Source organism: Rhizobium vallis (assembly GCF_003985155.1).
Taxonomy (GTDB): domain Bacteria; phylum Pseudomonadota; class Alphaproteobacteria; order Rhizobiales; family Rhizobiaceae; genus Rhizobium; species Rhizobium vallis.
The window spans coordinates 109,855-121,157 of record NZ_ML133691.1 but is presented as its reverse complement, the minus strand read 5'-3'; the positions used below and the strand labels follow the sequence as shown (position 1 = coordinate 121,157).

The window sequence follows — 11,303 nt, the reverse complement described above, 5'->3', positions numbered from 1 at the left end:
CTCTTCCGAGATCAGCTCGCGCGTCTTGATCTTCCGAAACGCTTGATCGCCTGCTCGAGCGGTCGCTCACCGTCACGATAGTCCTGCCAAGCGGAGCTCCTGGCAAGCAGCGCCGGCACCGTGCGGACCGTGAAGCGCTTCGGGTCGAGATCGAACTTCACCTGTGCCCAGGTCAGCGGCATCGACACGGTGGCTCCGGGCCGGGCCCGTGGCGACAGCGGCGCCACGGCTGTCGCCATGCGATCGTTGCGGAGATAGTCGAGAAAGATCCTGCCGCCCCGAAGGCTCTTGGTCATCTTGATGAGATAGAGATCGGGATTGTCGCGCGCCATCTGCTGACAGACGTTATGGGCGAAACCCTTCGCCTCTGCCCAGCTGAGCGGCTTGCGCTTATTGACGGCAAGCGGCGTGACGACATGCAATCCTTTGCCCCCCGTGGTTTTGCAGAAACTGACGAGACCGAGCTCCTCAAGCCGGTCGCGCATTTCGCGCGCGGCCGCGACAACGGTCGAAAACGGCACGTCAGGGCCAGGATCGAGGTCGAAGACCAGCCGGCCGGGGACTTCCGGCTTGCCGGGCTCGCAATTCCACGGATGCAGCTCAACGCCGCCGATCTGGGCGATCGCCGCCAGTCCCTCGACCCGATCGATCTGCAGGTAAGGCTTCTTGTCGCCGAAGACCTTCACCAGCTCGAGGAGGTTCGAGGTGCCGAGCATTGCGTGGCGCTGGAAGAACTGCTCTCCACCGATGCCGTCGGGCGCGCGGATAATCGAACAGGGCCGTCCTTTGATATGCTCGATGAGCCAGGGACCGACTGCTTCATGATAGCGCGCCAGATCTTCCTTGGTGACGGGCTCACCATCGCCAGCGTCCGGCCAGAGCGGTTTGTCGGGATTGGAAATCAGCACGCCCAAGACCTCTGCCTTGGCACCTTTGCGGCGGGTGGGTCTGGTCCTGGCGGTTTGCGCAGGTTGAGCAGTATCGGTTTTGGCGGGCGATGCCGGCTTCTCGGCCTCAACCTCTTTCGCCGGCTTGTCCTCTCGCAGCCCCTTGAAGGCAGCCTGGCGGACGAGGCCATCCGTGGTCCAGCCTTCGAATTCTATCTCGGCAACAAGCTGAGGCTTCACCCAGACAACCTCGGCCTGCTTCTTCGGAGCGCCGATACCGGTGAACGGGGATCTCGTCGTCTCGAGCGCCTTCAGCTTCGGAAGCAGCGTCTCGACTTTCTTGGCGCCGTAGCCCGTGCCAACACGGCCGACATAGGCGAAGTGATCCCCACGGTGGACGCCGACGAGGAGAGACCGGAACTTGCCGTCGGTCTTAGCGTAGCCGCCGATCACCACTTCATGTCCGGCCCGGCATTTCGACTTGACCCAGCTGTCGGTGCGGCCCGATTGATAGGGCGCTTCTATCTGCTTGGAGATGACACCCTCGAGATGCAGCTTGCAAGCGGAGCGAAGCACGGCATCGCCACCGGATTCGAAATGTTCGACGTAGCGGAGGCGAGTATTGTCGGTCGCTTCAGCGACCAGATTTTGCAGCCGTTCCTTCCGCTCGACCAGGCGCATGGACCGCAAATCCTGGCCGCCGTCAAATAGCAGATCGAATGCGAAATAGACCAGATCGCCAGTTTTGCCCTCCGACAGGGCCGCCTGCAGTGCCGCAAAATCAGGTGCGCCGTTCTCGTCGAGTGCGCAGATCTCGCCGTCGATGATGCAGTCGGAGAACGCGGATGCTGCGTCTGCAATTTCGGGATATTTGGCCGTCCAATCCAGGCCCTTGCGCGTCTTCAGCGTCACCGACCCATCGGCAACCCGCATCTGGATCCGGTAACCGTCGAACTTGATCTCGTGCAGCCAATCGTCCCCGGCCGGCGGCCGAGCGAGCTTTTCGCACAGTTGCGGGTCAATGAAATCCGGCAGATCGACAGCGGTTGAGGTCGCGACATCCGTCCGAGACTTCTTCTTCCGCTCGTCCGCCGCCAGGCCATGCTTGCTGCCCCAGACCGCGTCCGCCTCGACCTCGGCATTCGCCATTATGAACGGGCGCGGCTTGCTGCCCTTGCCCTCGGCGATCTGTTCCATGCTGCGGCCGGAGGCGACCGAGGTGGTCTTCTCCTCCAGGACGGCTGCGCCATTCTCCTCGACCGAATGATCGTCATGATGTTTGATCAGCAGCCAGTTGGTCCGCTTGCCACCATCGCGGTCATTGCGCATCCGGACCAGCACGAAACTGCCGTGGAGACGCTTGCCCTCGAGCGTGAACTTGAAATCGCCCTTCCTCAGTGCCTCCTCCGGTGACTTCCGGCCTTCCGGCTCCCAATAGCCGCGATCCCACAACATCACCGTGCCGCCGCCATATTGGCCCTTGGGTATGGTGCCTTCGAAGTCGCCGTAATCGAGCGGATGATCTTCGACTTCGACCGCGAGCCGCTTGTCATGCGGATCGAGTGACGGCCCCTTGGTCACGGCCCAGGATTTGAACACCCCGTCGAGCTCGAGCCGGAGGTCATAGTGCAGACGTGTGGCGTCATGCTTCTGGATCACGAAGCGCCGGCGGTTCGACGATTTGACATGCGTCTCGCCGCTCGGTTCGCTGGTCTTCTGGAAATCGCGCTTGGCACGGTATTTCGAGAGATTGTCGGCCATAAGTTTTGCGAACCTTCCATAGTACGAGGAGCGGCGGCGGCCTCTGTCTCCTGAGATTGATTACCTGCGGAGGGAACGCATCGGGTGGCTGGGAGTTTCGACGGCGAGCCCCCGCGCACTACGGAATCTGTTGATATCGCATCAAAGGCTGCTATGTTCTCTTTTTGTTTCGGCGCGAATTCAAAATGCCGATCCCACCGCGATTGCTGAAGCCGCCATGAACGACATGAGCTCAACCCCCGTCCGTAAAATCGTCCATGTGGACATGGATGCTTTTTATGCCTCGGTGGAGCAGCGGGATAATCCGGAATTGCGCGGCAAGCCGATTGCCGTCGGCGGGTCGGCGGCGCGCGGCGTGGTGGCGGCGGCGAGCTACGAGGCGCGCAAATTCGGCGTTCATTCGGCGATGCCGTCGGTGACCGCGAGACGAAAGTGTCCGGAGCTGATTTTCGTGCCGCCGCGCTTCGATGTCTATCGCGCAGTGTCCCAGCAGATCCGTGAGATTTTCGCTGAATACACGCCGATGATCGAGCCGCTCTCGCTTGACGAGGCCTATCTCGATGTTACGCAAAATCTGAAGGGCATGGAGATTGCCACGGAGATCGCGCTGGAGGTCCGCGCCAGGATCAAGCAGGTGACCGGCCTCAATGCCTCGGCCGGGATTTCCTATAACAAGTTCCTGGCCAAGATGGCGAGCGACATCAACAAGCCCAACGGCCAGGCCGTCATCACACCGAAGAACGGCCCGGCATTCGTCGAGCAGCTACCGGTCAAGAAATTTCATGGCGTCGGGCCAGCAACCGCCGAAAAGATGCATCAGCTCGGGATCGAGACTGGCGCAGATCTCAAGCAGAAGACGCTCGAGTTTCTGGTCGAGCATTTCGGCAAGTCGGGACCGTATTTCTACGGCATTGCCCGCGGCATCGACGAGCGCCAGGTCAAGCCGAATCGGGTGCGCAAATCCGTCGGCGCGGAGGATACGTTTTCGCAGGATCTCCATACCTACGAGCCGGCTCGCGAAGGGCTGCGGCCGCTGATCGAAAAAGTGTGGGGGTATTGCGAGGCGAACGGAATCGGCGCCAAGACGGTGACACTGAAGGTCAAATATGCCGACTTCAACCAGATCACCCGCAGCAAGACGGTTCCGGCCCCTCTGCCGGCGATCGCCGACCTTGAAGAGATCGTTGGCCTGCTGCTTTCGCCAATCTTTCCGCCGCGAAAAGGCATCCGCCTGCTCGGCGTCACCCTCTCCTCGCTGGAACGGCAAGCTTCTGGAAGGGAGCCGCAGTTGCGGCTGGCTATTTAAGGTGAGGAGGCAGTAAGCGCACGGAGCGAACGACGGGGTCTAGCAATCAAGCGGCCTTTGGCTGTCTCTGCGACACGTCATAATCAGCTGCGAACGAGCTGGCCTATGTAGGTCTGGATTGAGATCAATCCTCGAATTGGATCCTCGGGATATTCGGGACCATCGGCAGTGAGAGCCGTCATCCTGGCATATGAGTGAGCCGCCGCATCGGAAAAGCCCAAACTTCGGTATGCGTCTTCCCAGGTTTCGCGCGGGATCACGTCGACGCGAACAGCCCGGCCGAGGGCGGCGGCGAAAGCTGCGGCAACGTCATTAGGGGAGCAGCGTTTCGGCCCCTCGACGGGATGTATGCCGATCTGTTCGATCGGCTCCTGCAGGAGCCGCGCAGCGACCCTTCCAAGATCCTCCGGCGCGACCATGGGGAGCTTGAGGGTCGGCAGGGAGCATGGTCGATAATACCCCGTCCCTCGTGACAGGCCCCACCATCGTATCCCAGTTGCTGTAGTAGTAGGCTGCGCGGATAATGGTGGCAGGAATCGGCTGGTTCCTCAGGCCCTCCTCCAGTTGGTAAAGGACGTTGAGATCACCGCATTCCTCGCCCGGCTGTGCGCCCATGGTTGATTGCGCCACCACCTTCTCCAGCCCCGACCCGTCGATCGCTTCGAGCAGGCAGCGCACGGTTTTGCATTCTTCCCGATCCGTATCGCTCGAGATGTCAGCGTTCGGGTTCAGCAGGAAGGCCCGCTTCCCTTGGCGAAAAACCTCGCGCAGCAAGGTCATGTCGTGGACGTCGGCGAGGGCGACTTCCGCGCCCCGCTGTCGCCATGCGGCGGCCTTCTCAGGGTTTCGAGTGACGACTGTGACCGCTTTGCCCCCTTCAAGCAGCGTCTTCGCCACGGCGGAGCCGACGTGTCCCGTCCCGCCAACAATGATGTACATGGACCATGTCTCCCGCAGTGATGGGGGGCATAACCCTTCGGACTTTCAAAGGTTCCCTCGCCGTCACTGACGCAGTCCATCGCCGCAGAGCGCTTCTTCGCCTCCCATGACCCTCGTCGGACCCATTGCCCACAGTTATGAATTGTTGGACGGTCAAGGTGTCTCATGAGACTCTATAGGGGAATTCTAATCGTAGCGATTAAACCCTGCTGCTCGTATCTCAGTTCCGAGGATCCGCCGAGCTGAGCCGCCATTCCTTCGATCAACTCCGTTCCGTATCCCCTCTCATCGGAGGGCACGACGAGCGGACCGTCCGATTCCTGCCATTTGCAATTCAAAAGGGTTCGATCACGAGAGCCGGGCTCGAGGGTCCAGGCGACATCGAGCTTGCCGCCTTCAACGGACAGAGCACCGTACTTGGCGGCATTGGTCGCCAGTTCGTGGAAGATCATACTGACCGATAGCACGTTCTGGCTGGGCAACTGAACGGACGGACCATCGGTGTGCAGACGCGCTGCTCCAAGTACGCCGACCGTCCCCCCGAAGCAATTCTTCAAAATCGGCCCCTTGCTTGCTGGCAGCGAGGTCCTGGGCGTGAAGCGCGACGTCGAGTCGAGCCAGCAAGGTGTCCCGGTACTCGATCACATCCGCTGTTTTTGCCTTCGTTTGCATGGCAATCGCCCGCACGACGGCAAACAGATTCTTCATCCGATGCCGTGTCTCGGCAATGATGAACTCCTGCTCGGCATTGTGTCGTTGTCTCTCCGTGACGTCATCGAAGATGACAAGGATGTTCGGACTATTATCATCGGGATGAATGAGACGTCGGGCATCGATGAGGAAGGTTCGCTGGCCGATCGTTGGGAAATCGTGCTTCACTTCGTAGCCGACGACCGCTGCCGCCTTAGGTATGATCGCTTCGATCAGGTGACGGAGTTCCGGGATTTCCCACTGGCCGTTACCGAGGGCGAAAAAGCTCTCGCCCAATACATCCTCCCGGTCGACCGAAAACGTCTTGACGAACGCATTGTTTGCCGTGGTCACGGAGAAATTTCGATCAAGGACGACGACGGGCTGCGTCATCGTATCGACTACACCCTGCGCCTGAACGTGCCCGCTCTTAAGCAGGCGGTAGAGATCTTCGAGCATCAATCGCGGGTTTCCCAATGCAAAGGCAGACAATTTGCTGCGGGCGTCATCGGCCTGGATTTCGTCTATACAGACAGTGGCGCCAAGACGAGAATATTCCGAAACCTGAAAAAGAAAAGCATCACACCGCTCGATGTCCGACTGCACCAGATGCAGTGTCGAATGCGGACCGGCTAGGAGGACTAGGCATCGGTTACCAATAGAAAGCCAACGTAGCGTAAAACTTTATAGCCGGCTGAAGCTGAGTGTTCTACGGCAAAAGGTCTCAATCGCGCCGAGGAGTTTGCCATATGCCCTTATGCCCGATTGCAGCAGCTTACCGGCGGTACGCTTCGGGTGGAGCACCTCTGGGAGCCGCGCTTGAACGCGGCGGAACCGAGAACGCGTTGCAGGCGTTGTTGGATTATGTTGAAGCAGCAGGCATTTCCGCCCCGGATCGGCAAGATCTACCACGTCGGCAAGTATCAGGTTCATGTTCTGGAGAACGGCGACTTGAACTCAAGTCCGGTACTTGTGCTCCATGGCTGCGGCAGCCTGGCCGAAGAAGTTCTGTTTCCGTTTGCGGCGAGCGAATTCCGGATGGTGGCGCCCGATCGTCCCGGTTACGGCTTCAGCGATCCACTTCCTCCGGCGGAACAGGGACCTATCGGCCAATCGATCTGGCTCGCGCGGTTGCTCGACGCATTGGGCTTGCGCGGCATTCCTGTGGTCGCCCACTCCATCGGCAGCGCTCTCGCACTGCATCTGGCTGTGCGGCGGCCGGAACTGGTGAGCGGATTGCTGCTTATTTCGCCTTGCTGCAGGCCTGTCCCGCTAAAGCTCCTACCGCTCCTCCGGGCGTCCGCGGCTCCGATGATCGGGTCATTGATCCGCAGGCACGTCATCAGCCGATGGGCCGCCTTCTTTCTCGAGCGCAGCCTGACATCCTCATCATATCCGAACCTCTCGCCTCCTCATCTGTCGATGCTGTCAGCCGCTCATATGGTCAATCCAGGCGCGATCGAGACGATGGCCAACGAGCTGCGAGCTTTCAACGAGGACATGGAGCTTTTGCCGAACCTGTCCGGCGATCTTCCTCTGCACGTGTTGTTCGGCACGGATGATCGCATCATTCAGCCGTCCTGGCATATCGATTGGCTCAGGCAGAAGCACCCCTGCCCGATCGTCAGATTGATCGAGGGCGTCGGCCATCTTCCCCATCATGTGGCGCCCGGCGTCGCGCGCCAGATGCTGAGCTCCCTTGCGCGGGAGCAAGCGCACATTTCACAGCCGCAGCCCCATTCTGGTGCCGCGTGAGGTGACCTCCGTTCCACTACCTGGGGAACATGACGCGGCGAGCGTCGTTCGGCCGTTGAGAGCAATCCCAGATATAGGAGCGAGAGCATGCAGCGTTTCAAAGAAGGTCGTCATCGTAACTGGTTCCGGTTCCGGCATTGGGAGGGCGACGGCAGCCCGATTCCTCGATGAGCAGGCCAGCGTCGTCTTCGTTGGCCGGCATCGGAAGAAGCTCGAAGATGCCGCAAGCGGCTTCGCAAACGACCGCATTCTGATCGTCGCGGGGGACGTCTCTTCGGAGAAAGACGTCGACCGACTTCTGCAGGAAACACTCGACCGTTTCGGAAGGCTGGACGTCCTCGTCAACAATGCCGGCATTCATGCCGAGGGCAAGGTCGACGAACTGGCCACCGCCGACTGGCGGAAGGTTATGGCAACCGATCTCGACGGCGTGTTCTTCGCGAGCCGGGCCGCATTGCCTCACCTGAAGAAGACCGGTGGCTCCATCATAAATGTCGCTTCGGTTTCGGGGACTGGTGGCGACTGGTCAATGGCAGCCTACAACGCCGCAAAGGGTGGTGTCGTGAATCTCACTCGGGCGATGGCGATGGACCACGGGAAGGATGGAGTCCGAGTGAACGCCGTGTGCCCGAGCCTCACCCGCTCGGATATGACGAAGGATATGATGGATGACGAGGAGCTGTTGGCCAAGTTCAACGAACGCTTTGCTTTGAAGGGGCCGGCGGAACCTGAGGACATCGCCGGGGTGATCGCGTTCCTGGCCAGTGACGACGCGCGTTTCGTTACCGGGGTCAACATGCCCGTCGATGGCGGCATGTCAGCGTCGAATGGTCAGCCGCCTCAGTGAAGCCCCGAAGGGCCTTGAGCATTGCCGCCGAGCGTCGATCTTAGCTCTTATCATCCGGATACGCTGTTGATTCAGTTTGTGAGTGAAATTACCGACCTGCCGAGCTGGCAGGGACCCAAACCCGCGCTGATGTTTGATGGCCCGATGACAGAACGAGGCTGGCGATAATCGCGACTATCGCAATCAAGATGACGACGATGGGAAAGGTGGTCCCTGACCGCTTGTCTTCATGATAAATCATTGATCCCTCCTGTGGTCCCGGCGGCGACCAAGACGCCGCCGGGGAACGCGTGCTAGACCTCGATGATGTAAACAATCGTCAGAGCATCTGGATCGACAATGACGATCCGGCCATCCGCCAGAAGGAAGAAGCGGTAGCCTTCGTACTGCGGAACAATTTTCACAACACGCGACGGCAGCCTTTCAAGCCGTACCTTCTTCGGGATTTTCGCCCCGACCGAGACCGTGAAGTTTACCTCCTTCACGGGCGCGACATGCACCTCCTTCACCACCGCTCGAATTTCCGTCTGCTGCTCGACGGAGATATTGACGTTGGTCTCAGACGAGCTTTTGTTTGTCGTCGTCGCGTTCTGATCGGTCGACTGCTTCGACGTATCGCCGCTTTTCGTGGTGGTGCCACTCTTCGTGCCCTCTGCAGGTTTAGCATCTTGAGTGCTGTTCGTGCCTGAGGTAGCCGTACCACTTTCCGTGCTACCGGATTTGGCGGCGGGCTTTGGTTCGGTGGTGGTGCCACCGCTGGCGTCTTGCGATCCGGACTTGGTTTCAGTCGAGGACTTGCCGGATGCACTTCCACTGCTCGAGCTATCGGTCGAAGGCCGCTGAGCACTCTTCTTGGTCTCCGAACCCTGACTGGGCTTCTGCTTCGATGACTGATCGGGGCAGGCTCCCGAAGCGTCGGGGGTGCATTCGGTCCCGGTTTTGCTGGACCCGGATTGCGCGCCGGAGTCCGCGCCCGTCTGGGCCTGGGCCTGGGCCTGGGTCTTGGTTTGCGTGTCCTGCTGGGCTCCGGCCGAGAATGTTGTCAGCGGTGATACGCTCAACGACAATGCTGCCACGAGCATTGCGAGATGGCTGCTTTTCATAGTCAATCTCCGAGATTTCGAGCACAAGATTCCGCCCGCATTTTCATGCGATGCATGCGTGCCCTTGTTGTTGGAAAAGGACGGCTTTGGCCGTCCATCGGTCACTGGATGACCTGGATAACCTTCCGAGACGAAGGTTCGACGATCACGCGCTGATCGTTGACAATCGCGTATGCGTATTTCGGATCATCGGGGATGGGCGTTACGACGACGGTTTCCGGCAGAGGCTGTCCGACCACGACCTTTTCCTTCACCACGACGCGTTCAGCCGGGGCGGGAGCCTGCTGGACATAGGTCACCACCTTCTGCGGTGGCGGATCAATGACGCTGCCTGCCACCCCGCCGACGATGCCACCGACAGCAGCACCCACAGGGCCGCCAACAATGGCGCCCGTTGCAGCACCACCCGCCGCGCCGGTTACAGTCGATGACTGCGCGAAGGCTGCCGTCGATGCCAGTACCATGCCGGCTGCGATTCCTACTGCTTTGATATTCATTGGTTATCCTCCTTTGGCGCGGCTTAGTCCGCTGCAGGACTAAACCGGGGAATGGAGGATGTGTTCCCAGGCACGGACTTCATGCCGGGGGTACTATAGGCCCATGGTCGGACCTTTCCGACACCATTCGCTACTGCCTGGGGAAGCGGCTCAGCATCCGGTCCTGGACGTTTTCAGAGCCGACGATCATCGCTGCGAGCGCGATGACTTTGTCGCGGTCTGCGGCCTTTGTTATATAGCCTTCGAGCACAACGACGGGGCCGAGCATTCTGATCTCGATGGCGCTGCAGTCGATTTCGGGATCGCCGGAAAGAGCGGCTGATATCGTTGCGATGGTCGCGGCCGCACTATGGCCTTGCGAACAGCGCTCTTCATGATTGTTGGGGCCGAACTTCATATTCTTCTCCTGATCCGCCCCTCCACGGACCTTCACATTACCTCAAACCAGTATATGAGCAGTGGATCCAAGGCCGCCAATGCGACTTAGGTCCGCCTTTCCCTCGGAATCACCTGCGTTAGTTGCTCCTTATCCCTCTTGCGGGGACATCAGGGAGGTTTTCGTTGTCATCGCTAGAGTCTGGTCAAAACCTCCCTGATGACACTATGTTGTCGATCTCTGGTGAGAACGAATAGAAGTGCGGTCACCCGTTTTAGTGGACTGGCGCAGTAGGGAAGGCTTCGCTCCCCTGATGCTTGTAATGAGCGGATCAGAAAAACATCGGCTGGTCCGATCACTGGGTGAGGTTGCCGATGCCTTGATCAACGCATGGCCGACCGATGATGGCGAGGAATACGTCGCGGCTGTAAAAACGTGCCTGGATGCTATTCAGGGTAATACCCAGCCCAAAGTAGCGCGAGCCGCACTCATTCGCGCTGCAACTGAGGCCGGGATTCGCGTGGTCGCTGTTGTTCATTGATAGCGTGCCCAAAGTCAATTGTCGTGATTGCTAGCTGTCCAAGGCCGATAGTTCCGCCAAAGACATGAAGGGGAGCGACCTCCGCGCCCAAGTTTTGCCGCGCCGACGCTGTGGCGGCCGACCGGCCGCGACGAGGGACAAAGAGCCGGAAAAGCCGACTGGGCACGTCTCATGCCGCAGGCCTAAGCGATTAATGTCACGAACATTCCAACAACACATGCCGTCATTGCGGCTGTCGAGGCCCAGCCCAGCCGCCGCAGCCAGCCGGAAACGACAAACGCACCCATGATCTGGATTGACCGGCGTGAACAATATGCCCATCCCGAGGATGCAGGCGACGACCAAGGTCGCGTAAAAGGCTTTTGCGTGCTTCGGCTTTCTGGAAAGGCCGACGGGCCATCTGAAAGCTTCGCCAACGGCGTAGGCGGCGGCACCGGCAAGCACCGGAACCGCCAACAGACCAGAGCCAGTTGGTTCCATAGGGCTGCTGCGCCTAAAATTTCCCAGCATGCGCGCAGTTGCGTTGGTGCGCAGGCTTGCCTGAACGTCCCTTGGAAGAGGAGCGCGCCAAACAAAATATGCAACGCCGACGAGCCGCTGA

General features: G+C 59.8%; 10 protein-coding genes and 2 pseudogenes. 4 read left to right on the top strand and 8 right to left on the bottom strand.

Going from position 1 to position 11,303, the window contains the following annotated elements; genetic code table 11:
* Positions 1-11 precede the first annotated feature (11 nt).
* On the bottom strand, positions 12-2,648 hold the full coding sequence (ligD, locus tag EFQ99_RS18395) for a DNA ligase D (RefSeq protein ID WP_126922420.1): 2,637 nt from the start codon (positions 2,646-2,648) through the stop codon (positions 12-14).
* A gap of 217 nt (positions 2,649-2,865) precedes the next feature.
* Between ligD and dinB the strand changes: the two genes are divergently transcribed.
* Positions 2,866-3,954 carry a DNA polymerase IV gene (dinB, locus tag EFQ99_RS18390; protein WP_126922419.1) on the top strand — a complete coding sequence of 363 codons (1,089 nt, stop codon included), beginning with the start codon at positions 2,866-2,868 and terminating at the stop codon, positions 3,952-3,954.
* A 312-nt stretch (positions 3,955-4,266) separates the two neighbouring features.
* On the opposite strand, the gene EFQ99_RS18385 is transcribed toward dinB, so the two are convergent.
* The 3 genes and pseudogenes from EFQ99_RS18385 to EFQ99_RS36155 all read right to left on the bottom strand — a co-directional run.
* Positions 4,267-4,893, bottom strand: coding sequence for an NmrA family NAD(P)-binding protein (locus tag EFQ99_RS18385; RefSeq protein ID WP_245441527.1), 627 nt, complete (start codon positions 4,891-4,893; stop codon positions 4,267-4,269).
* A gap of 173 nt (positions 4,894-5,066) precedes the next feature.
* The gene (locus EFQ99_RS36160) at positions 5,067-5,450 is read right to left on the bottom strand and encodes a sensor histidine kinase (protein WP_342635418.1); all 384 of its coding nucleotides are present in this window, start codon (positions 5,448-5,450) and stop codon (positions 5,067-5,069) included.
* A 40-nt stretch (positions 5,451-5,490) separates the two neighbouring features.
* A pseudogene (locus EFQ99_RS36155) lies at positions 5,491-5,976 on the bottom strand (PAS domain-containing protein); the annotation flags it as partial.
* A 471-nt stretch (positions 5,977-6,447) separates the two neighbouring features.
* On the opposite strand from EFQ99_RS36155, the gene EFQ99_RS18375 reads away from it, so the two are divergent.
* Both EFQ99_RS18375 and budC read left to right on the top strand, forming a co-directional pair.
* Entirely contained in the window at positions 6,448-7,338 is an 891-nt protein-coding gene (locus tag EFQ99_RS18375; protein WP_126922418.1) for an alpha/beta fold hydrolase, read from the top strand.
* A gap of 55 nt (positions 7,339-7,393) precedes the next feature.
* On the top strand, positions 7,394-8,185 hold the full coding sequence (gene budC, locus EFQ99_RS18370; RefSeq protein WP_245441526.1) for a meso-2,3-butanediol dehydrogenase: 792 nt from the start codon (positions 7,394-7,396) through the stop codon (positions 8,183-8,185).
* Between the two features lie 293 nt (positions 8,186-8,478).
* Here budC and EFQ99_RS18365 read toward each other — a convergent pair whose 3' ends face one another.
* From EFQ99_RS18365 to EFQ99_RS18355, 3 genes are all read right to left on the bottom strand, one after another.
* Positions 8,479-9,288, bottom strand: a complete 810-nt coding sequence (locus EFQ99_RS18365; protein ID WP_126922417.1) for a DUF1236 domain-containing protein — start codon at positions 9,286-9,288, stop codon at positions 8,479-8,481.
* A 101-nt stretch (positions 9,289-9,389) separates the two neighbouring features.
* Positions 9,390-9,785: a DUF1236 domain-containing protein gene (locus EFQ99_RS18360; protein WP_126922416.1), complete on the bottom strand. Its 396-nt coding sequence runs from the start codon at positions 9,783-9,785 to the stop codon at positions 9,390-9,392.
* Positions 9,786-9,915: 130 nt separating this feature from the next.
* Positions 9,916-10,182 (bottom strand): transport-associated protein, encoded by a 267-nt coding sequence (locus EFQ99_RS18355; protein ID WP_126922415.1) that lies wholly within the window; start codon positions 10,180-10,182, stop codon positions 9,916-9,918.
* Between the two features lie 292 nt (positions 10,183-10,474).
* On the opposite strand from EFQ99_RS18355, the gene EFQ99_RS18350 reads away from it, so the two are divergent.
* Positions 10,475-10,702, top strand: coding sequence for a DUF982 domain-containing protein (locus EFQ99_RS18350; RefSeq protein WP_425376278.1), 228 nt, complete (start codon positions 10,475-10,477; stop codon positions 10,700-10,702).
* A gap of 182 nt (positions 10,703-10,884) precedes the next feature.
* On the opposite strand, the pseudogene EFQ99_RS35575 reads toward EFQ99_RS18350, so the two are convergent.
* A pseudogene (locus EFQ99_RS35575) lies at positions 10,885-11,170 on the bottom strand (divalent metal cation transporter); the annotation flags it as partial.
* Positions 11,171-11,303 lie beyond the last annotated feature (133 nt).

What these genes read in the sequence shown, in the direction of transcription:
- ligD (WP_126922420.1), bottom strand. Translation starts at nt 2,648, where the DNA reads ATGGCCGACAATCTCTCGAAATACCGTGCCAAGCGCGATTTCCAGAAG.
- dinB (WP_126922419.1), top strand. Translation starts at nt 2,866, where the DNA reads ATGAACGACATGAGCTCAACCCCCGTCCGTAAAATCGTCCATGTGGAC.
- EFQ99_RS18385 (WP_245441527.1), bottom strand. Translation starts at nt 4,893, where the DNA reads ATGTACATCATTGTTGGCGGGACGGGACACGTCGGCTCCGCCGTGGCG.
- EFQ99_RS18360 (WP_126922416.1), bottom strand. Translation starts at nt 9,785, where the DNA reads ATGAATATCAAAGCAGTAGGAATCGCAGCCGGCATGGTACTGGCATCG.
- EFQ99_RS18355 (WP_126922415.1), bottom strand. Translation starts at nt 10,182, where the DNA reads ATGAAGTTCGGCCCCAACAATCATGAAGAGCGCTGTTCGCAAGGCCAT.
- EFQ99_RS18350 (WP_425376278.1), top strand. Translation starts at nt 10,475, where the DNA reads ATGCTTGTAATGAGCGGATCAGAAAAACATCGGCTGGTCCGATCACTG.
- EFQ99_RS18375 (WP_126922418.1), top strand. Translation starts at nt 6,448, where the DNA reads ATGTTGAAGCAGCAGGCATTTCCGCCCCGGATCGGCAAGATCTACCAC.
- EFQ99_RS18365 (WP_126922417.1), bottom strand. Translation starts at nt 9,288, where the DNA reads ATGAAAAGCAGCCATCTCGCAATGCTCGTGGCAGCATTGTCGTTGAGC.